This window comes from Enterobacter vonholyi, assembly GCF_040834095.1.
Classification (GTDB): domain Bacteria; phylum Pseudomonadota; class Gammaproteobacteria; order Enterobacterales; family Enterobacteriaceae; genus Enterobacter; species Enterobacter vonholyi.
Genome location: NZ_CP162152.1, coordinates 2,463,133 through 2,483,494 on the forward strand (window position 1 = coordinate 2,463,133; position 20,362 = coordinate 2,483,494).

The following is a 20,362-nucleotide window of genomic DNA, read 5'->3' on the forward strand; positions in this document are numbered from 1 at the left end:
GCAAAACGCGAGGCACATGCCTCGCGTTTTTGTTTACAACAGGGGTTTTTGTCCGCGCTGTAGCCAGCGCAGCAGCAGGCGGTCCGCGCTTTCTGCCGCACTGTTGGTAAAGCGGTCAAGGAGTCGCTTGCGCTGGGTAAAGCGTACCCCCACCAGTTCCCGGCCTTCCATCAGGTTGAGCAGCAGATCGTCGCTGGTTCCGACTTCATCTACCAGCCCTTTCTCCTGCGCCTGGACGCCATACCAGTGCTCGCCCGTCGCAACCTGCTCAATGTCCAGCGTCGGGCGCATACGGTGTACAAAATCTTTAAAGAGATGATGCGTTTCGTTGAGATCCTCACGGAATTTTTGGCGCCCTTCCTCCGTATTTTCCCCCAGCAGCGTCAGGGTGCGTTTGTACTGACCCGCGGTGTGAAGTTCGATATCAATCTCTTTGTTTTTCAGGAAGCGGTTAAAGTTCGGGATCTGCGCAACCACGCCGATCGAGCCAATAATTGAGAACGGCGCGGCAACAATTTTGTCCGCCACGCAGGCCATCATGTAGCCACCGCTCGCTGCCACTTTATCCACGGCCACGGTCAGCGGGATCTGTTTTTCACGCAGGCGCTGCAGCTGTGAGGCAGCCAGCCCGTAACCGTGAACCACCCCGCCCGGGCTTTCAAGGCGCACGACAACCTGATCCTGCGGTGTCGCCACGGCCAGAACGGCAGTTACCTCCTCCCGCAGAGAAGAAACCTCATGCGCATCCATACTGCCTTTAAAATCGAGCACATAGACCCGTGGCGTGGCCTTATCCTGCGGCGCATTGAGTTTTGCTTTTGCTTTTGCCGCTTTAGCTTCCTGTTTATGCTTTTTCTTCTGCGCTTTCAGCCAGAGTTTCTGTTGATGACTATCAAGCAGCGCCAGAGACATATCATCCTGCATCTCTTTATACTGCTCGCTCAGGCGGGTGATGCGTAACTCCCCACGCTGACGCTTGCGCTGCGTCAGGTTGACAATCAGAACGGCAACTACCGCAATGGCAACCACCACCGTCGCGATTTTGGCCAAAAACAACCCATATTGAGAAAGTAATTCCACGCGTTCCACCTTGATTTAACCACGAATCTTTCACGGCAGTGTACAACAGCCCTGCCCATGCGTCTCGCTCGTGACATTACCTCTGCGAGCCGCCTTCAGGAATCCCCGGGCTGGTCTTTAAATATTTGCAAATTGTTAATTTTACTGTAATGCGTCCTGTAGACTGATTGAATTATCAGGCGAATTCGGGCATAAAGCCGAAAAGTCATCATAAAGGCGCCATTGCGTTACCGGTCGCCTGAGGAGTCACCATGCATTATCAACCGCAAAAAAATCTGCTGCAAAACCGGATTATTCTTGTCACCGGTGCCAGCGACGGGATTGGTCGCGAGGCGGCCCTGACATACGCCGAATATGGCGCGAACGTCATTCTGATTGGGCGCAACGAAGAAAAACTGAAAAGCGTCGCTCAGGAGATTGAGTCGGTATCTGGTACGCCAGCCCCGTGGTATACCCTCGATTTACTGACCTGCACGCCCGCAGTGTGCCAGGAATTAGCCCAGCGCATTAGCGCTCACTATCCGAGACTCGACGGCGTACTTCATAACGCCGGCTTGTTAGGTGAAGTGCGTCCGATGGATGAACAGGATCCTGATATCTGGCAGCAGGTGATGCAGGTCAACGTCAACGGCACGTTTTTCCTTACGCAGGCATTGCTTCCTTTATTACTCAAATCCGAGTCAGGGTCTCTGGTCTTTACCTCTTCCAGCGTTGGTCGTGAAGGACGCGCAAACTGGGGAGCCTATGCCGTCTCAAAATTCGCGACCGAAGGCATGATGCAGGTACTGGCGGAGGAGTATCAAAGCCGCCATCTGCGCGTAAACTGCATTAACCCGGGCGGTACGCGCACCAAAATGCGCGCCAGCGCGTTCCCGAGCGAAGATCCGCAGAAGCTGAAAACCCCGGCAGACATTATGCCGCTCTATCTCTGGCTGATGGGCGAGGACAGCCGCCGCAAAACCGGGATGACCTTCGACGCCCAGCCGGGCCGTAAACCAGGAATTTCGCAATGAGTGAAGAACGTCATCAGCAGCGCCAGCAGCGTCTGAAAGAACAGGTCGATGCGCGCGTCGCGGCAGCACAGGACGAGCGAGGGATCGTCATCGTCTTTACCGGCAACGGCAAAGGCAAAACCACCGCCGCGTTTGGCACTGCTACCCGCGCCGTCGGCCACGGGCAGAAGGTCGGCGTTATCCAGTTTATTAAAGGTGAGTGGCCTAACGGCGAGCGTAATCTGCTTGAGCCCCACGGGGTTGAGTTTCAGGTGATGGCGACCGGATTTACGTGGGACACCCAGAATCGTGAAACCGACACCGCCGCCTGTCTGGCCGTCTGGGAGCACGCTAAAAGAATGCTGGCCGATCCTTCACTCAATATGGTTCTGCTGGATGAGATCACCTATATGGTCGCCTACGACTATTTGCCGCTGGAAGACGTGCTTAATGCACTGAAAGACCGTCCCGCCCATCAGACGGTCATCATCACGGGCCGCGGGTGTCATCGGGATATTCTGGAGCTGGCAGATACCGTCAGCGAGCTGCGTCCGGTTAAACATGCGTTTGATGCGGGCATCAAAGCGCAAATTGGGATTGATTACTAAAGAAAAAAGCCCGGTGACTTCACCGGGCTTTTACGTTAACCGTTGTTATTACGGCTGCCGGAGCGGCGGCTGCTGCTCACCTGGCTGTGACGCTTCACCGCACGGCGAATCTGGTTCGCCTTCATGCGGCGACGATCTTTTTCCACCGCCACTTTAGAGGTGGTTTCCGGCGTCAGGCCGACCAGCTCGCGCAGGTAGTTGGTTTGGGTCAGATCCAGTTCGGTATAACCCCCACGCGGCAAACCTTTCGGCAGCAGGATGTCGCCGTAGCGGACGCGGATCAGGCGGCTAACCTGCACGCCTACCGCTTCCCAAAGACGACGCACTTCGCGGTTGCGGCCTTCGGTCAGGGTCACGTTGTACCACTGGTTAATGCCTTCCCCACCGGTAAACTTGATGGTTTTGAACGCCGCAGGACCGTCTTCCAGCTGAACGCCACGCGAGAGATCGCGCAGTTTATTCTCATCAACCTGGCCGAACACGCGCACCGCGTATTCACGTTCCACTTCACGGCTTGGGTGCATCAGACGGTTTGCCAGTTCACCATCGGTGGTAAACAGCAGCAGACCGCAGGTATTCACGTCCAGACGACCAACGGCAATCCAGCGAGCGCCACGCAGTTTAGGCAGACGGTCAAACACCGTCGGGCGACCTTCCGGGTCATTGCGGGTACACAGCTCGCCTTCCGGCTTGTAGTAAGCCAGCACGCGGCAGATTTGTTCAGCGGACTCTTTCACGGAGATAAGATGACCGTCGATACGGATCTTCAGCCCCGGTACGATTTCTACGCGGTCACCCAGCGTGGCGATTTTACCGTCCACACTCACGCGGCCCGCTTCAATAATGGCTTCGATTTCACGGCGTGAGCCGTGGCCGGCGCGCGCCAGCACTTTCTGTAACTTCTCGCTCATTGAGCTTCCTCAGGTGTCGCCTTCACAGGCGTCTGGTGTACTTTATGAAATAATGAGCTAATTTAAAAAGCATCTCATTGTCATGTAAGTACTTATTACATTAATGGGTGTCTCATTTAGTACACCCGCATAAAAGTGACCTGGCATATTACATTAACTTCGAAAGGAATGCTTCTTCACGTTTCATTTGTTTAAGTCTGGCTGCTGATAGTCTGGACCAGGACTCGTTGGTTATGAACCCGGTTTCCCGAAACATCCCTCTTTTCCGAAAAGAGTGAACGAGACTTTGATATTATTTTACTTTAGTTCGACCATTATTGCTCATGAAGTAATTGTATGTAAAATAGTCACTTGGCTAATATCCATTAAGAATAGAGGGATTTATGGCAATGGGTTTTTACCTTCGGGTGGGTGACCCAACTACCTGTAGAGGGAAGATACTGACCGGGGATGAAACGCTAAGTTGGTATGGTGTAGCCGGAGCGCGGGAAGGTGACCTGGTTTCATGCGGCAATCATCCGGGGACATATAAAATATTAGGAGGCACATCTGACACGTGGGACAATGGTAGAAGACTGGCGGGAACACTGGACAGCGTCAGTTCCTGTCCGTGTAAGGCCAGGTTCATCCCTACTATTCCTGACTGTTATGAACAAGATACTCTCTCTTCGTTGAAACATTCAGGTATCACAGAAGAAATCCTTGCATCAACATTTCTCCCACAGTTAGATCCTGAAGAACATGCACAGGCAGCGAAGAAACAAAACAGCTTTGCTGACACCTGCAAGCCAGAAGATAACTCGCTATTGAACGGCGTTTATATCTGGACTGAAATCACCGACGCAGGACACACTTTTGCTTCGGTGCATGAGAATAACTCGATCTACGTTTACACCTACGGGCGCTTTGGTAGGAAAGGCCCCGCTACATTGACGGGCGATGGGATTCTTAACTTCCTAACTGGCGATGATGCGCGTCTTTACTACCGTGAAGAACTCTACAAATACCATGCGAGAGTATTCCAAATCGATGACGTTACACCTGACGAAACCCGCAGGATTTTTGAATCTCTATGGAACTCCGGTAAAACACCAGTTTTCACGGATGCGATGGGAGATCGTACCAAACGACGCGGAAAAGTGATTGACGTTTACGATCTGACTGGCAGTAACTGCACAACCCACACAGTGCAAGTGATTAGAGAGGCTGGTACTAAAATCTTCGATACCAGTTACACATCAACAACAACGCAACTTCGTATCGATAGTGAAGAAGAGTTCACTATTCCTGTATCTTTACAGCGTTACCTTACGGAGAAGAGCGGCGATCTGTCTTCAATGAACGTTATGGAAGTTACCAGCACATTCAGAGAACAGTATCTGAACATCGAACACTTCAAGCCGAACTCTGAAAGTCTCACAGGACGAGTGGAGGAAGGGCTTGCTAACAGTGCGTCAACAGCTGGATCATCTACGGGTTATTCTGGTGGCACGATTGGCGGCGTTTTAGGTGGATCGTATGACATTGACGAGTAGAGCAAAGGCGATTCTTCGGTGGGGAGGCATTGCTTTAGTTTTCGCCATCTACGCTATCGTCCTGATGATCCCTGTGCTTGATTTTGGGTTAACCCGGAAATACAACGGCCCCCCTTCAACAGGTGAGATGGAAGCCCGTCTATGTGAAGCGATCATAGATGACTTATCGCGTTCAGTGGATAACCTCTTAATTACAGCATTTTTCGGGAGTGCTATCTGCCTTGTTTTGGTCTTATTCATCTTTAAGAAAGTAAGATGACCGCCAAAGGCTGGAGAGATCCAGCCTCCGCTCGTCCCTTAATTTCAGGCATTAAAAACCTTCATTACAAGAAAGGCTTTACGTCACCCACGCCTTCTCGAATCACTTCCGGCGCATCTTCGGTTAAGTCGATCACGGTGGTCGGCTGCTGGCCGAGATAGCCGCCGTGAATAATTAGCTCGACCACCTTTTCCAGACGATCTTTGATCTCTTCCGGATCGGACTCGGTAAACTCGCTGCCGGGCAGCATCAGCGAGGTAGACAGCATCGGTTCGCCGAGGGTTTCCAGCAGCGCCTGCGCTATCGGGTTCGACGGCACGCGCATACCGATAGTCTTACGCTTTTCCTGCAGCAGGCGGCGCGGCACCTCTTTCGTCCCTTTCAGGATGAAGGTGTAGTTGCCCGGCGTATTGTTCTTGATCAGGCGAAACGCCACGTTATCGACGTAAGCATAGGTCGACAGCTCAGAAAGATCGCGGCACATCAGGGTAAAGTTATGGCCGTCCGGCAGCTGGCGAATGCGGCAAATGCGCTCCATCGCCCCTTTATCTTCAATTTTGCAGCCCAGCGCGTAGCCGGAATCGGTCGGGTAGACAATTACGCCGCCTTTGCGGACGATCTCCACCGCCTGGTTAATCAAACGTGGCTGCGGGTTATCCGGATGGATATAGAAAAACTGACTCATACTTCCCTCTCTTCAATTTGCTGCGGCTGTTCCCAGAGCTGCCAGACCGGCTCAACGCCAGCGGGCAGCCAGAGCTTGCGCCCCAGTTCGATCCAGGCGCAGGGCTGGTGGAAATCAGAACCCTGTGAGCCAAGCAGGCCGAACTGGCGGGCATAGGTCGCGAGCTGCGCGCGCTCGTTGGGGGCCTGCTGGCACTGGGCGACTTCCATCGCCTCGCCACCGCTTTCGGCAAAGTGCGCCAGCAGCCTTTTCAGCCATTTAGCAGAAAGATTATACCGGCCCGGATGGGCCAGCACGGCCTTACCGCCAGAATGATGAATCACATCAATAGCTTGTTTTATTGTACACCACTGTGGCGGAACGTATCCGGTTTTCCCGCGCGCCAGATATTTTTTAAAGACATCCGCCATCGTCGTGGCTTTACCCGCCTCTACCAGAAAACGGGCGAAATGACCGCGCGTGACCGCCCCGCCGTTCGCCAGCTTTTGGGCACCTTCCAGCGCGCCCGGAATATGCGCCTTTTCCAGACGCTCGCCGATCATCTCTGCGCGCTGGTTGCGGCGCGTTTTTTGTTCTTGCAAAAAGGCAGTAAGTGCCGGATGGTCTATATCGATGTTCAGGCCAACGATATGAATCTCATGGTTTTCCCAGACGGTCGAAATTTCGACACCAGACACCAGATTAAGCGCCAGCCCGCTGCGGGCGATCTCGGCGCGCGCCGCCGGTATTGCATCCGTCGTATCGTGATCGGTTATCGCCAGCGTACCGACGCGCATTTCAACGGCACGATGAACCAGGGCTTCGGGTGTCAGCAGGCCATCAGAGGCCTGAGTATGGCTGTGTAAATCATAAATAATAGCGTAGGTGGTATCGCTCAAAGCACTTCCCATAACAGGTTGGAGACATCCGAAACCATCATGATACCGACTTATATCGAAATTCTGAAATCAAGGGTTGACAACACGCTATCGAACTAGTTAACTAGTACGCAAGTTCACACGAGAAAGGTATCTGAAAATGACAGCACATTTCACTCTGCACGGTTGGTGGCGTACTTCCTGATCATCGGGCAGTGTCACGCGTCTGCGAAATGCAAACAGATACCCAGCCCGCTTCCAAGCGGGCTTTTTTTTGAACAGAAAATGAGAACAATATAATGCAAACAGCCAAACCTCATCTCGAACTGCTGACCTGCGAGGCGGCCTACCGCCACAACCCGACCGCGCTGTTTCATCAGGTGTGCGGGGCACGCCCGGCAACGCTGCTGCTGGAATCTGCGGACATCGACAGCAAGGACGATCTCAAGAGCCTGCTGCTGGTCGACAGCGCGTTGCGCATTACCGCTCTAGGTGACACTGTCACAATTAAGGCTTTGTCAGACAATGGCGCATCGCTGCTGCCGCTGCTGGATGCCGCCCTGCCGTCAGGCATTGAAAACGAACGTCATCCAGAAATGCGCATTCTGCATTTCCCGCCGGTTAGCCAGCTGCTGGATGAAGACGCGCGCCTGTGCTCCCTTTCCGTCTTTGATGCCTTCCGCCTGCTGCAGAACCTGGTCACCGTTCCACACGATGAGCGTGAAGCGATGTTCTTTGGCGGGCTGTTTGCCTACGATCTGGTCGCTGGCTTTGAAGATTTACCGGAAACCGAGCAGGGCAATCGCTGCCCGGACTATTGTTTCTATCTGGCCGAAACCCTGCTGGTGATCGACCATCAGAAACAATACACCCGCATTCAGGCCAGCCTGTTCACGCCTTCGACCGCTGAGAAAAACCGTCTTGAGCATCGCATCGCGCAGCTTCAGCAGCAGATGACGGAAGCGCCGCCTGCGCTTCCGGTGCAGCGAGTGGAAAAAATGACCTGCGATGTGAACCAGACCGACGATCAGTACGGCGCCGTGGTTCGCCAGATGCAAAAAGCGATTCGCGCCGGGGAAATTTTCCAGGTTGTACCGTCCCGCCGCTTCTCGCTGCCCTGCCCGTCTCCGCTGGCAGCCTACGACGTGCTGAAAAAGAGCAACCCGAGCCCGTACATGTTCTTTATGCAGGACAACGAATTCACGCTGTTCGGCGCCTCGCCGGAAAGCTCGCTGAAGTACGACGCCACCAGCCGCCAGATTGAAATTTACCCGATCGCCGGAACCCGTCCGCGCGGACGACGCGCCGATGGCTCGCTGGATCGCGATCTCGACAGCCGCATCGAGCTGGAAATGCGTACCGACCACAAAGAGCTCTCCGAGCATCTTATGCTGGTTGACCTGGCGCGTAACGACCTGGCACGCATTTGCACCCCGGGCAGCCGCTACGTGGCGGACCTGACCAAAGTTGACCGCTATTCGTTCGTGATGCACCTGGTTTCCCGCGTGGTCGGTGAGCTGCGCCACGACCTCGACGTCCTGCACGCCTACCGCGCCTGCATGAATATGGGCACCCTGAGCGGCGCGCCGAAAGTGCGCGCCATGCAGCTGATTGCCGCCGCCGAAGGGCGTCGTCGCGGCAGCTACGGCGGCGCGGTGGGTTACTTCACCGCCCACGGCGACCTCGATACCTGCATCGTGATCCGCTCCGCCTATGTAGAAGACGGCATTGCCACCGTCCAGGCGGGAGCCGGGATTGTTCTTGATTCCGTTCCGCAGTCTGAAGCTGACGAAACGCGCAGTAAAGCCCGAGCGGTCCTTCGCGCCATTGCTACCGCACACCATGCACAGGAGATTTTCTGATGGCTGACATTCTGCTGCTCGATAATATCGATTCCTTTACCTACAACCTGGCAGATCAGCTGCGTGCGAATGGCCATAACGTCGTTATCTATCGCAACCACGTGCCGGCCCAGACCTTGATTGACCGTCTGGCAACCATGCAAAACCCGGTGCTGATGCTCTCTCCTGGGCCTGGCGCACCGAGCGAAGCGGGCTGTATGCCGGAGCTGCTGACCCGTATGCGCGGCAAGCTGCCGATTATCGGCATCTGCCTCGGCCATCAGGCGATTGTTGAAGCCTACGGCGGCTACGTTGGCCAGGCGGGAGAGATCCTGCACGGTAAAGCGTCCAGCATTGAACATGACGGCCAGGCAATGTTTGCCGGGCTGCCGAATCCGCTCCCGGTCGCGCGCTACCACTCGCTGGTCGGCAGCAACATTCCCGCCGGGCTGACGATCAACGCCTCGTTTGAAGGGATGGTGATGGCGGTGCGTCACGACGCGGATCGCGTCTGCGGGATGCAGTTCCATCCGGAATCCATCCTGACCTCTCACGGTGCTCGCCTGCTGGAACAGACGCTCGACTGGGCGTTACAGAAGCTGGAGCAGACCAACACCCTGCAGCCGATTCTGGAAAAACTGTACCAGGCGCAGACCCTGAGCCAGCAGGAGAGCCACCAGCTCTTCTCCGCCGTGGTTCGCGGTGAGCTGAAGCCGGAACAGCTGGCGGCCGCGCTGGTGAGCATGAAGGTCCGCGGCGAAAGCCCGCAGGAGATCGCCGGTGCCGCTACGGCCCTGCTGGAAAATGCCGCCCCGTTCCCGCGCCCGGACTATCAGTTTGCCGATATCGTCGGTACCGGCGGTGATGGCAGCAACAGTATCAATATTTCAACCGCCAGCGCCTTCGTAGCGGCAGCGTGTGGTTTAAAGGTCGCGAAGCACGGTAACCGCAGCGTGTCCAGCCGGTCAGGTTCTTCCGATCTGCTCGCCGCATTCGGCATTAATCTCGATATGAACGCCGAACGTTCCCGTGAAGCGCTGGATGACCTGGGCGTCTGCTTCCTGTTTGCGCCGAAGTATCACACCGGTTTCCGCCACGCGATGCCGGTTCGTCAGCAGCTTAAAACCCGCACGCTGTTTAACGTGCTCGGCCCGCTGATCAACCCGGCGCACCCGCCGCTGGCGCTGATCGGTGTCTACAGCCCGGAGCTGGTCCTGCCGATTGCCGAGACGCTGCGCGTGCTGGGTTACCAGCGTGCCGCCGTGGTGCACAGCGGCGGAATGGACGAAGTGTCACTGCATGCGCCGACGCTGGTGGCCGAACTGCGCGACGGTGAAATCCTGAGCTACCAGCTCGAAGCCGATGACTTTGGTTTAACTCCGTATCACCAGGAAGCGCTGGCAGGCGGTACCCCGGAAGAAAACCGTGACATTCTGACGCGCTTATTACAAGGTAAGGGAGAGGTCGCTCATGAGGCCGCCGTTGCCGCCAACGTCGCCATGCTGATGCGTTTGCACGGTGAGGAAGACCTGAAGGCCAACGTTCAAAAAGTTCTGGATGTACTGCGCTCCGGTGCAGCTTACGATCGCGTTACCGCACTTGCGGCAAGAGGGTAAAGAATGCAGACCGTTTTAGCGAAAATCGTTGCCGATAAGGCCATCTGGGTGGAAGCCCGCAAGCAACAGCAGCCGCTTGCCAGTTTTCAGAACGATGTCGTCCCTAGCAGCCGTCGTTTCTATGACGCCCTGCAGGGTGCGCGCACCGCGTTTATTCTTGAGTGCAAAAAAGCGTCCCCGTCCAAAGGCGTTATCCGTGACGATTTCGACCCGGCGCGCATTGCCGGTATTTATAAGCATCATGCCTCAGCCATCTCCGTGCTGACGGATGAGAAATATTTTCAGGGCAGCTTCGATTTTCTGCCGATCGTCAGCGGCATCGCGCCGCAGCCGATCCTGTGCAAAGACTTTATTATCGACCCTTATCAGATTTGGCTGGCGCGCTTTTACCAGGCTGACGCCTGCCTGCTGATGCTCTCGGTGCTTGACGACGAGCAGTACCGCCAGCTCTCTGCCGTCGCGCACAGCCTGAAAATGGGCGTGCTGACCGAAGTGAGCAACGAAGAGGAGCTGGAGCGCGCGATTGCGCTGGAAGCCAAAGTGGTCGGCATTAACAACCGCGATCTGCGTGACCTGTCTATTGACCTGAACCGCACGCGCCAGCTGGCGCCGCGTCTGGGCGCTGGCGTCACGGTGATCAGCGAATCCGGCATTAACAGCTACGCCCAGGTGCGCGAGCTGAGCCACTTCGCCAACGGTTTCCTGATTGGCTCCGCCATGATGGAACATGACGATCTCAATGCGGCAGTGCGTCGCGTGCTGCTGGGTGAAAACAAAGTCTGCGGCTTAACTCGCGAACAGGACGCCCAGGCCGCGTATGAAGCCGGAGCGATTTATGGCGGGCTGATTTTTGTGGATTCCTCTCCTCGCGCGGTTAGCGAAGAGCAGGCGCGTAAGATCATCGCCGCGGCACCGCTCAGCTATGTTGGCGTGTTCCGCAATGCGGATATCGCCGAGGTGGTTGAAAAAGCCGACGCGTTATCCCTGAACGCGGTGCAGCTGCACGGCGATGAAGATCAGGCCTATGTCGATGCCCTGCGCGACACGCTGGCGCCGCAGGTGCAAATCTGGAAAGCGCAAAGCGTTAGCGATACGTTGCCCCCGCGTAACCTGAACCACGTGGATAAATACGTTCTCGATAACGGCCAGGGCGGAAGCGGCCAGCGTTTTGACTGGTCTCTGTTGAACGGCGAAAAGCTGGACAACGTCCTGCTGGCGGGCGGATTAAGCCCGGACAACTGTGTAGAAGCCGCGAAAACCGGCTGCGCAGGCCTCGATTTCAATTCAGGCGTAGAGTCCCAACCGGGTATCAAAGATGCCAGCAAGCTGGCCTCGGTTTTTAAAACTCTGCGTGCATATTAAGGAAGAGAAGATGACGACATTACTTAACCCGTATTTTGGTGAGTTCGGCGGGATGTACGTCCCGCAAATCCTGATGCCCGCGCTGCGCCAGCTGGAAGAAGCGTTTGTGAGCGCACAGAAGGATCCGGCATTTCAGGCTGAATTTACCGACCTGCTGAAAAACTATGCCGGCCGCCCAACGGCCCTGACCAAATGCCGCAACCTGACGGAAGGCACGAAAACCACGCTGTATCTTAAGCGTGAAGACCTGCTTCACGGCGGCGCGCACAAGACTAATCAGGTGCTGGGCCAGGCGCTGCTTGCGAAGCGTATGGGCAAAACCGAAATCATCGCCGAAACCGGCGCAGGCCAGCACGGCGTGGCCTCGGCGCTCGCCAGCGCCCTGCTCGGCCTGAAATGCCGCATCTATATGGGGGCGAAAGACGTTGAGCGTCAGTCTCCGAACGTCTTCCGTATGCGCCTGATGGGTGCGGAAGTGATCCCGGTGCACAGCGGCTCCGCGACGCTGAAGGATGCCTGTAACGAAGCTCTGCGCGACTGGTCCGGCAGCTATGAAACCGCGCACTATATGCTCGGAACCGCCGCGGGCCCGCACCCGTTCCCGACCATCGTGCGCGAATTCCAGCGCATGATCGGGGAAGAGACCAAAGCGCAGATCCTCGAAAAAGAGGGTCGCCTGCCGGATGCGGTGATCGCCTGCGTCGGCGGCGGGTCAAACGCCATCGGCATGTTCGCAGACTTTATCGACGACACCAGCGTGGGTCTGATTGGCGTTGAGCCTGCCGGTCACGGCATTGAATCAGGTGAACACGGCGCGCCGCTGAAGCATGGCCGCGTGGGGATCTACTTCGGCATGAAATCCCCGATGATGCAGACCGATGAGGGCCAGATTGAAGAGTCTTACTCTATCTCTGCCGGCCTCGACTTCCCTTCCGTCGGGCCGCAGCACGCCTATCTGAACAGTACGGGTCGCGCGGACTATGTCTCCATTACCGATGACGAAGCGCTGGAAGCGTTCAAAACGCTGTGCCGCAGCGAAGGGATCATCCCGGCGCTGGAGTCTTCACACGCTCTGGCCCATGCGCTGAAAATGATGAAAGACAATCCGGAAAAAGAACAGCTGCTGGTGGTAAACCTTTCCGGACGCGGTGACAAAGATATCTTCACCGTTCACGATATTCTGAAAGCACGAGGGGAAATCTGATGGAACGCTACGATAACGTATTTGCAGAACTGAAATCCCGCCAGGAAGGCGCGTTCGTTCCCTTCGTCACCCTGGGCGACCCGGGCCCGGAACAGTCGCTGAAGATTATCGACACCCTGATTGAGGCCGGTGCCGACGCGCTGGAGCTGGGGATCCCGTTCTCTGACCCGCTGGCGGATGGCCCAACCATTCAGAATGCGACGCTGCGCGCGTTTGCCTCTGGTGTGACGCCAACCCAGTGCTTTGAGATGCTGGCGGCAATTCGCCAGAAGCATCCGACCATTCCCATTGGCCTGCTTATGTACGCCAACCTGGTGTTCAACCGCGGTATCGATGAGTTTTACGCCGAGTGCGCACGCGTAGGCGTCGACTCCGTTCTGGTCGCCGACGTGCCGGTCGAGGAGTCCGCGCCGTTCCGCCAGGCTGCGATGCGTCACAACGTCGCCCCGATTTTCATCTGCCCGCCGAACGCGGATGACACACTGCTGCGCCAGATAGCCTCTTACGGGCGCGGATACACCTACCTGCTCTCCCGCGCAGGCGTGACCGGTGCCGAGAATAAAGCCGCCCTGCCGCTGCATCATCTTGTGGAAAAGCTGGCCGAGTACCATGCCGCGCCGCCGCTGCAGGGCTTCGGGATCTCTTCTCCGGATCAGGTCACAGCGGCGATTGACGCGAAGGCTGCGGGTGCCATCTCCGGCTCTGCAATTGTGAAGATCATCGAGAAGAACGTGGATAAACCCGAGCAGATGCTGGCCGAGCTGAAAGCGTTTGTGACTGCCATGAAGGCGGCGACGCGTAAAGCCTGACCCCTCCACCGTCTGGCACCCCTGCCAGACGGTTACCCTTTCTTCCCCGCCATCAACAAAGGATTACGTCAAAATTGATCCTTTCGATATTTTCGGTGTGAATGGCTTTTCAAACTGTTATGTAAGCGTATGATCTGGACTCTTTTTTATCTTTAATCCTTCTGAGTTCAGAGGCTTATTCATGTCATGGCAATCCTTCAAACAGACTTACCTGGTTAAGTTCTGGTCACCCGTTCCGGCTGTTATCGCGGCTGGCATTCTCTCTACCTACTATTTCGGCATTACCGGCACCTTCTGGGCCGTGACCGGCGAGTTCACCCGCTGGGGTGGTCAATTGCTGCAGCTCGCTGGCGTGCATACCGAAGAGTGGGGTTACTTTAAACTCATCCATCTGGACGGCACGCCGCTTACCCGCATCGACGGGATGATGATCATCGGCATGTTCGGCGGCTGCTTCGCGGCGGCGCTGTGGGCAAACAACGTTAAGTTGCGTATGCCCAAAAGCCGGATCCGCATTCTTCAGGCAGTTGTCGGCGGTATCATTGCCGGGTTTGGCGCCCGTCTGGCGATGGGCTGTAACCTGGCCGCTTTCTTTACGGGGATTCCTCAGTTTTCGCTTCACGCCTGGTTCTTTGCCGTCGCCACGGCCATCGGCTCTTACTTTGGCGCAAAATTTACCCTGCTGCCGCTGTTTCGCATTCCAGTGAAAATGACCAAAGTCAGCGCAGCGTCTCCGTTAACCCAGAAGCCCTCTCAGGCACGCCGCCGTTTCCGTCTCGGAATGCTGGTCTTTTTCGCTATGGTGGCATGGGCGCTGTGTACGGCTCTGAACCAGCCCAAACTCGGTCTGGCGATGCTGTTCGGCGTGGGTTTTGGTCTGCTCATTGAACGCGCGCAGATCTGCTTCACCTCCGCGTTTCGCGATATGTGGATCACCGGCCGCACGATGATGGCGAAGGCGATTATCGCCGGGATGGCGGTCAGCGCCATCGGCATCTTCAGCTATGTTCAACTGGGCGTCGAACCGAAAATCATGTGGGCCGGTCCTAACGCGGTCATTGGCGGCCTGCTGTTCGGCTTCGGGATCGTGCTGGCCGGCGGGTGTGAAACCGGCTGGATGTACCGTGCCGTCGAAGGTCAGGTGCACTACTGGTGGGTGGGTCTTGGAAATGTGATTGGCTCGACGATCCTGGCGTACTTCTGGGACGATTTGTCCCCGGCGCTTGCCACAAGTTGGGACAAGGTCAACCTGCTGAGCACCTTCGGGCCTCTCGGCGGCCTGCTGGTCACCTACGCCCTGCTGTTGGTGGCTTTTTTACTGGTCGTCGCACAGGAGAAACGTTTCTTCCGCCGTGCGGGCGTTAAAACAGAAACGCAGGAGAATGCAGCATGAAAGAAATCGTGCCTGATTATCGTCTGGATATGGTTGGCGAGCCCTGTCCATATCCGGCGGTGGCTACGCTTGAAGCGCTACCGCAGCTAAAGAAAGGGGAAATTCTGGAGGTGGTGAGCGACTGCCCGCAGTCCATCAACAACATACCGCTGGATGCAAAAAACCACGGTTATACGGTGCTGGATATCCAGCAGGATGGCCCAACCATTCGCTATCTGATTCAAAAATGATCGCTAAGGGCCTCACCAGGGGCCTTTATCGTATTGAATTATAAGACATCTTGATCCACGGCAAAAACGCGATTTTTGACTTAAGTAAAATCTCATTTCCCTTTTGAAGGAGGTTTTCGCGATTTGATGTATTTACGAGCTTTACTGGTTTTCGCCTTATTGATTCCCTTCCATGCGCTGTCCCTGAATTTCTCTTCCACCTTCCTGCGCCTTGATTGTCCGCAAAGAGGACTTGTCGAGGTTATTCTGCACGTCTATGACCATACCCAGGAACGGTGGCGTGGCCATTTTGAAACCGGCGCGGGACATAAACGTGCGGGTGATACCGAAATTATCCCGTTTGCCAATGGCGATATTCTCTTCCATTCCCTGTCCAGCGACGCTTTCAGCTATTTATATGATGGGGAAACGATCCTGAGGCACTGCGTAAAGCTTGATGAGCGGCCGGTTTATCCGTCGTTTTGAAGTGAGCAAAGCAAACTGGCCACCCTGTGGCCAGTTTGACGGGGGATCAGAAACGATAACCCGCAGAGAACATAAACACCCACGGATCCAGTCGCGTGTTGATGCTTTGCTGCTGACCGCCCGCCTTGAAGCGTACGTCCGTATCAATATCCATATACCAGACGGAGGCGTTAATTAACCAGTCGCGGTTAATCAGGTAATCCAGACCGACCTGCCCCGCCATGCCCCACGAATCTTTCAGGCTAAGGTCAGTCAGACCGGCCTCTTTACCGGTATCGTTAAACTTCTCGTCAAAGAAGGTGGTGTAGTTCACACCAGCGCCAATATAAGGGCGCACCTTGCTGCTTGAGTCGCCAAAGTACCATTGCGCCATCAGCGTTGGCGGTAAATGGTGAACCGTTGCAATATCACCGGTTGCGCCCAGACCCACGCGATGACGGAACGGCGTTGCAGCAAGAAGCTCAACACCAACGTTTTCCGTCGCCATATAGGTGAACGTTAACCCTAACTGGGTGTTATTACTGACGTTAAAACCGCCCATACCCAGCACGTTATCCGATCCTTCAGTTGGGCGAACCGTAGCCGAACCGGCACGAATAAAGAATTCGCCTGCTTCATGCGCGTACGCGCCGCCAGAGAGACTGCTTAATACAAGGGCTGCCACCGCTAATTTTTTCATATCCGCTCCATCGTTGTGGTTTTAATCGCGGATGAGAATATACTCACAAAAGGGTAATAAGTGATCTGCCACAGATCACATTAAAACCAGTAACTTAACATTCATTGATCTGGGTTAATTTTTTGTGGCGCGTTCAAAAGCGATAAGTTGTTTCCATGTCAATTTTTGGCATTTCACGGTTACAAAATTTTCCCTTTCCCCCCTCTTGCTCTTCCTCTGGCGGCTGGATAATTTATCGCTCTCACAAATTGATTTGATGCGTTCTTCTTTTGCAGGTGTGCCATGAGTGATATCAACCCGTGCATGACGTGCGGAGCCTGTTGTGCGTATTTTCGAGTCTCTTTCTACTGGGCCGAAGCCAGCGATGGCGGCGGTACCGTTCCGGTTCATCTCACCGAGCCGTTAACCCCCTTTCTGCGCTGCATGAGCGGCACGAACCAAAAGCAGGCTCGCTGTGTGGCGCTACAGGGTGAGCCTGGGGTCTCTACCCGATGTTCCATCTATGAGGATCGCCCCAGCCCGTGCCGGGAATTTGCCATGTCGGGGGAAGATGGCCAGGTCAACGAAGCCTGCAATCGCGCACGCGCACGCGTGGGATTACCGCCGCTTTACAAAGATATGCTTTTCCATACAAGCCTTGATGCTGCCACAGCAGGTGCATCCGGTGTACAATTGCCGGCTAATTAACACCGGCAATACTCAAGGAGAGTGCATGTCTATCACGGCGAAGTCTGTCTACCGTGACACGGGAAACTTTTTCCGCAATCAGTTCATAACCTTTTTACTGATCGCGTTGCTTTGCGCCTTTATCACGGTGGTGCTGGGTCATGCGTTTTCACCGAGTGAAGAACAGATTGCCAGCCTGAGCCAGGGCGACCATCTTGCGGGTAGCGTGGGGTTGTTTGAGCTGGTGCAAAACATGACGCCGGAACAGCAGCAAATCCTGCTGCGCGCCTCTGCCGCGTCCACCTTCTCGGGCCTGATTGGTAATGCAGTTCTGGCGGGCGGCGTTTTGCTGATGATTCAGCTGGTATCGGCGGGTCACCGGGTCAGCGCCTTACGGGCGATTGGTGCCAGCGCGCCGGTCTTACCTAAGCTGTTTATCCTGATCTTTTTCACCACCCTGCTGGTGCAGATGGGGATAATGCTGGTCGTGGTGCCGGGCGTACTGCTGGCTATCGTGCTCTCGTTTGCGCCTGTGATGGTCGTGCAGGATAAGATGGGTATTTTTACCGCGATGCGCAGCAGCATCCGACTGGCATGGGCTAATATGCGTCTGGTGGCTCCCGCCGTGATCGGCTGGCTGCTCGCTAAAACGCTCCTGCTGTTGTTTGCGCCGAATTTTGCGGTATTAACGCCGAACGTTGGCGCGGTAGTGGCGAATACGCTGAGCAACCTGATTTCAGCGGTACTGCTGGTCTATCTGTTCCGCCTGTATATGTTAATTCGTCAGTAATCCAGAGGCGGGAGGCATCACTGCCTCCCGCCCCGCTCAGAAGATGGAATCACAGAATGAAGCAGTTTCTTGATTTTTTACCGCTCGTGGTCTTTTTTGCTTTTTATAAGCTGTACGATATTTATGCCGCGACCACTGCGCTGATCGTTGCAACGGCAGTTGTTCTGATCTACAGCTGGGTTCGCTATCGTAAAGTCGAAAAAATGGCGCTGGTCACCTTCGTGCTGGTCGCCGTATTCGGCGGACTGACTCTGTTCTTCCATAACGATGAATTTATCAAGTGGAAAGTGACCGTGATTTACGCCCTGTTTGCGGGCGCATTATTAATCAGCCAGTGGGTGATGAAAAAACCGCTGATCCAACGCATGCTGGGCAAAGAGCTGACGCTGCCTCAGGAAGTCTGGTCCCGTCTGAATATCGCGTGGGCGGTCTTCTTTATTCTCTGCGGTCTCGCTAACATCTATATTGCTTTTTGGCTGCCGCAGAATATCTGGGTCAACTTTAAGGTCTTCGGCCTGACCGCGCTGACCCTTATCTTCACGCTGTTAAGCGGCGTATACATTTATCGCCACATGCCGCAGGACGACAAGCACTGATTAATGACTGACCAGAACGTCAGCGACAGGCGTTCTGGTCTATTCTCTCTGCTGTAAAATCATAGTAGCATCCCGCCTGAAGTCTTCCGTTACGAGTTAAAACAATGACAACAACTAACGCCCCGCAGGGCGAACTGGTTTTACGCACACTGGCAATGCCCGCTGACACCAATGCCAATGGCGATATTTTTGGCGGCTGGCTGATGTCGCAGATGGATATGGGCGGCGCAATTCTGGCAAAAGAGATCGCCCACGGGCGCGTGGTGACTGTGCGAGTGGACGGCATGACCTTCCTGCGCCCGGTTGCGGTAGGTGATGTGGTTTGCTGCTATGCGCGCTGCATCAAACGCGGCAATACCTCTATTTCAATTAACATCGAAGTGTGGGTTAAGAAAGTCTCTTCTGAGCCGATTGGGCAGCGTTATAAGGCCACTGAGGCCCTGTTTATTTATGTCGCAGTGGACAGCGAGGGTAAACCTCGTCAACTTCCCCAGGCCTGATCGACAGGCAAAAAAAAGCCTCCTTTCGGAGGCTTTTTTTATTCCATCTGCGCCCCGCCGTTCAGGCGGAAAACGATATTCACAATCAATCCGCTGCCCGGCTTGCCTGGCTCATAACGCCATCTGCGCATTGCAGATTTCACTTCGCGCTCAAACATATTAGAAGGCTGAGCGGACAAGATTTCCACGTTATCCACTCGGCCATCCGCAGTCACGTCAAATTTCACCCTCACGCGGCCTTCAATACGCAAAGCCTGAGCTCGCGCCGGATACTGAGGCTGGTTGCGGCTTACGGCACGCGGGCCCGCTGGCGCACTCACCGTTGGCTTTGATGTCGTTGCCGTATTGTTCATCACCGGACGTGAAGGCGCTGTATTTTCAACCGGCTGGGTCGCACGCGGTTCAACCGGACGTTCCTCACGTTTCGGACGCTCCTCCACCTTCTTCACCGGCTTTGGCTTCGGCTTAGGTTTTGGCTTCGGTTCAGGCTTGTGGATCACCACCGGAGCTTCCTTCGGTGGCTCCGGAACGGGCTCGGGTTCTGGCTCAGGTTCAGCCACCGGCTGTGGTGGTGGAGGGGCAACCTGCGGCGGTTCGAGGTCCGCTGGCGAGACCATCGTCACCGAAATCGGCTGCGCGGGCGCGGGCATTTCAATAACCTGATGAACCGAGGTATACAGCAAACCCGCCACAACAGCACCGTGAATCACGACAGAAAGCAGCGTCGGCCAGGGAAAGCGGCGAGGTAAATCAAGGGTCATCGAAGTCATATTCATCAACGTTAAAAAACCGAACCATGATTTTAAATGCAAATAGCAATCATATTCAATAAGACACTTTGTTCTGGGGCAACTTTAGCGCCTGAGAGGCCAAAAAAGACACAGTCAGATCAGGGTATTAACATTGTTTTTATTTTACATTGCAGTCGTTTGCCCTTTCACATAACGTAACTGACACTTTTACCGGTTAAGGAGCTTCGCCGTGTTTTACGTAATTTACTCTGAAGATGTTGCTGATTCGCTCGAAAAACGCCAGTCTGTGCGCCCTGCGCATCTGGCACGTTTGCAGCTGCTCCAGGATGAAGGCCGATTACTGACCGCTGGCCCCATGCCCGCAGTCGACAGCAACGATCCGGGTGCTGCCGGTTTTGCCGGCTCCACGGTTATTGCTGAATTTGAATCCCAGGAAGCCGCTCAGGCCTGGGCTGACGCAGACCCGTACGTTGCAGCGGGTGTGTATGCAAAAGTGACGGTGAGACCGTATAAGAAAGTGTTTTAAATCAAT

General features: G+C 55.2%; 24 protein-coding genes and 1 other annotated feature. Of the genes, 16 read left to right on the forward strand and 8 right to left on the reverse strand.

The features are described 5' to 3' along the window. Positions 1 to 33: 33 nt before the first annotated feature. Complete coding sequence (gene sohB / locus AB3N39_RS11635; protein ID WP_133294574.1) at positions 34 to 1,080, reverse strand: protease SohB; 1,047 nt, start codon at positions 1,078 to 1,080, stop codon at positions 34 to 36. A 251-nt stretch (positions 1,081 to 1,331) separates the two neighbouring features. On the opposite strand from sohB, the gene AB3N39_RS11640 reads away from it, so the two are divergent. Together AB3N39_RS11640 and cobO are read left to right on the forward strand one after the other, a co-directional pair. Further along, positions 1,332 to 2,093, forward strand: a complete 762-nt coding sequence (locus tag AB3N39_RS11640) for a YciK family oxidoreductase (protein ID WP_367896745.1) — start codon at positions 1,332 to 1,334, stop codon at positions 2,091 to 2,093. After that, positions 2,090 to 2,680 carry a cob(I)yrinic acid a,c-diamide adenosyltransferase gene (gene cobO, locus AB3N39_RS11645; protein ID WP_045908891.1) on the forward strand — a complete coding sequence of 197 codons (591 nt, stop codon included), beginning with the start codon at positions 2,090 to 2,092 and terminating at the stop codon, positions 2,678 to 2,680. The genes AB3N39_RS11640 and cobO overlap by 4 nt, the downstream gene beginning before the upstream one ends. A 35-nt stretch (positions 2,681 to 2,715) precedes the next feature. Here the strand turns inward: cobO and rluB are convergent, their stop codons facing one another. Continuing rightward, positions 2,716 to 3,591, reverse strand: coding sequence for a 23S rRNA pseudouridine(2605) synthase RluB (gene rluB, locus AB3N39_RS11650; protein WP_023312076.1), 876 nt, complete (start codon positions 3,589 to 3,591; stop codon positions 2,716 to 2,718). Between the two features lie 383 nt (positions 3,592 to 3,974). On the opposite strand from rluB, the gene AB3N39_RS11655 reads away from it, so the two are divergent. Next, positions 3,975 to 5,126: a PAAR domain-containing protein gene (locus AB3N39_RS11655; RefSeq protein ID WP_367896746.1), complete on the forward strand. Its 1,152-nt coding sequence runs from the start codon at positions 3,975 to 3,977 to the stop codon at positions 5,124 to 5,126. Positions 5,127 to 5,449: 323 nt separating this feature from the next. Here AB3N39_RS11655 and AB3N39_RS11660 read toward each other — a convergent pair whose 3' ends face one another. After that, complete coding sequence (locus AB3N39_RS11660; RefSeq protein ID WP_143345211.1) at positions 5,450 to 6,070, reverse strand: L-threonylcarbamoyladenylate synthase; 621 nt, start codon at positions 6,068 to 6,070, stop codon at positions 5,450 to 5,452. Next, the gene (gene rnm / locus AB3N39_RS11665) at positions 6,067 to 6,948 is read right to left on the reverse strand and encodes an RNase AM (RefSeq protein ID WP_133294581.1); all 882 of its coding nucleotides are present in this window, start codon (positions 6,946 to 6,948) and stop codon (positions 6,067 to 6,069) included. The genes AB3N39_RS11660 and rnm overlap by 4 nt, the downstream gene beginning before the upstream one ends. A gap of 139 nt (positions 6,949 to 7,087) precedes the next feature. Between rnm and trpL the strand changes: the two genes are divergently transcribed. From trpL to yedF, 8 genes are all read left to right on the forward strand, one after another. Beyond that, on the forward strand, positions 7,088 to 7,132 hold the full coding sequence (trpL, locus tag AB3N39_RS11670) for a trp operon leader peptide (protein ID WP_106993556.1): 45 nt from the start codon (positions 7,088 to 7,090) through the stop codon (positions 7,130 to 7,132). Next, positions 7,109 to 7,203, forward strand: a sequence feature (Trp leader region). It overlaps the preceding gene by 24 nt. Positions 7,204 to 7,226: 23 nt before the next feature. Continuing rightward, on the forward strand, positions 7,227 to 8,789 hold the full coding sequence (locus AB3N39_RS11675) for an anthranilate synthase component 1 (RefSeq protein WP_136194979.1): 1,563 nt from the start codon (positions 7,227 to 7,229) through the stop codon (positions 8,787 to 8,789). Further along, entirely contained in the window at positions 8,789 to 10,384 is a 1,596-nt protein-coding gene (trpD, locus tag AB3N39_RS11680) for a bifunctional anthranilate synthase glutamate amidotransferase component TrpG/anthranilate phosphoribosyltransferase TrpD (protein WP_111965943.1), read from the forward strand. The genes AB3N39_RS11675 and trpD overlap by 1 nt, the downstream gene beginning before the upstream one ends. A 3-nt stretch (positions 10,385 to 10,387) precedes the next feature. After that, on the forward strand, positions 10,388 to 11,746 hold the full coding sequence (trpCF, locus tag AB3N39_RS11685) for a bifunctional indole-3-glycerol-phosphate synthase TrpC/phosphoribosylanthranilate isomerase TrpF (RefSeq protein WP_136194980.1): 1,359 nt from the start codon (positions 10,388 to 10,390) through the stop codon (positions 11,744 to 11,746). A 10-nt stretch (positions 11,747 to 11,756) separates the two neighbouring features. Then, positions 11,757 to 12,950, forward strand: a complete 1,194-nt coding sequence (gene trpB / locus AB3N39_RS11690) for a tryptophan synthase subunit beta (RefSeq protein ID WP_024907111.1) — start codon at positions 11,757 to 11,759, stop codon at positions 12,948 to 12,950. Beyond that, a complete protein-coding gene (gene trpA / locus AB3N39_RS11695) occupies positions 12,950 to 13,759 on the forward strand; it encodes a tryptophan synthase subunit alpha (protein ID WP_045334893.1) in 810 nt (269 codons plus the stop codon). Before trpB ends, trpA begins: the two co-directional genes overlap by 1 nt. Positions 13,760 to 13,940: 181 nt before the next feature. After that, positions 13,941 to 15,152 (forward strand): selenium metabolism membrane protein YedE/FdhT, encoded by a 1,212-nt coding sequence (gene yedE / locus AB3N39_RS11700; RefSeq protein ID WP_143345215.1) that lies wholly within the window; start codon positions 13,941 to 13,943, stop codon positions 15,150 to 15,152. Next, complete coding sequence (yedF, locus tag AB3N39_RS11705) at positions 15,149 to 15,382, forward strand: sulfurtransferase-like selenium metabolism protein YedF (protein ID WP_003856774.1); 234 nt, start codon at positions 15,149 to 15,151, stop codon at positions 15,380 to 15,382. Before yedE ends, yedF begins: the two co-directional genes overlap by 4 nt. 156 nt (positions 15,383 to 15,538) lie before the next feature. Here the strand turns inward: yedF and AB3N39_RS11710 are convergent, their stop codons facing one another. From AB3N39_RS11710 to AB3N39_RS11720, 3 genes are all read right to left on the reverse strand, one after another. Further along, a complete protein-coding gene (locus tag AB3N39_RS11710) occupies positions 15,539 to 15,748 on the reverse strand; it encodes a hypothetical protein (RefSeq protein ID WP_168708007.1) in 210 nt (69 codons plus the stop codon). A gap of 145 nt (positions 15,749 to 15,893) precedes the next feature. After that, positions 15,894 to 16,526, reverse strand: a complete 633-nt coding sequence (gene ompW, locus AB3N39_RS11715) for an outer membrane protein OmpW (RefSeq protein WP_136194982.1) — start codon at positions 16,524 to 16,526, stop codon at positions 15,894 to 15,896. A 114-nt stretch (positions 16,527 to 16,640) separates the two neighbouring features. After that, positions 16,641 to 16,916 (reverse strand): hypothetical protein, encoded by a 276-nt coding sequence (locus AB3N39_RS11720; RefSeq protein WP_168707998.1) that lies wholly within the window; start codon positions 16,914 to 16,916, stop codon positions 16,641 to 16,643. Here AB3N39_RS11720 and AB3N39_RS11725 point away from each other — a divergent pair. The 4 genes from AB3N39_RS11725 to yciA all read left to right on the forward strand — a co-directional run bounded on the left by AB3N39_RS11725 (position 16,809) and on the right by yciA (position 19,078). Then, positions 16,809 to 17,213 carry a YkgJ family cysteine cluster protein gene (locus AB3N39_RS11725; RefSeq protein WP_021240310.1) on the forward strand — a complete coding sequence of 135 codons (405 nt, stop codon included), beginning with the start codon at positions 16,809 to 16,811 and terminating at the stop codon, positions 17,211 to 17,213. The genes AB3N39_RS11720 and AB3N39_RS11725 overlap by 108 nt on opposite strands. A gap of 25 nt (positions 17,214 to 17,238) precedes the next feature. Next, a complete protein-coding gene (locus tag AB3N39_RS11730) occupies positions 17,239 to 17,982 on the forward strand; it encodes a YciC family protein (protein WP_136194983.1) in 744 nt (247 codons plus the stop codon). Between the two features lie 56 nt (positions 17,983 to 18,038). After that, complete coding sequence (locus AB3N39_RS11735; protein WP_025756566.1) at positions 18,039 to 18,578, forward strand: septation protein A; 540 nt, start codon at positions 18,039 to 18,041, stop codon at positions 18,576 to 18,578. A 104-nt stretch (positions 18,579 to 18,682) separates the two neighbouring features. Beyond that, positions 18,683 to 19,078 (forward strand): acyl-CoA thioester hydrolase YciA, encoded by a 396-nt coding sequence (yciA, locus tag AB3N39_RS11740; protein ID WP_133294585.1) that lies wholly within the window; start codon positions 18,683 to 18,685, stop codon positions 19,076 to 19,078. A gap of 38 nt (positions 19,079 to 19,116) precedes the next feature. Here yciA and tonB read toward each other — a convergent pair whose 3' ends face one another. Then, positions 19,117 to 19,839 carry a TonB system transport protein TonB gene (gene tonB / locus AB3N39_RS11745; RefSeq protein WP_143345727.1) on the reverse strand — a complete coding sequence of 241 codons (723 nt, stop codon included), beginning with the start codon at positions 19,837 to 19,839 and terminating at the stop codon, positions 19,117 to 19,119. Between the two features lie 220 nt (positions 19,840 to 20,059). Between tonB and AB3N39_RS11750 the strand changes: the two genes are divergently transcribed. After that, positions 20,060 to 20,356, forward strand: coding sequence for a YciI family protein (locus AB3N39_RS11750; RefSeq protein WP_023327637.1), 297 nt, complete (start codon positions 20,060 to 20,062; stop codon positions 20,354 to 20,356). Positions 20,357 to 20,362: the final 6 nt, after the last annotated feature.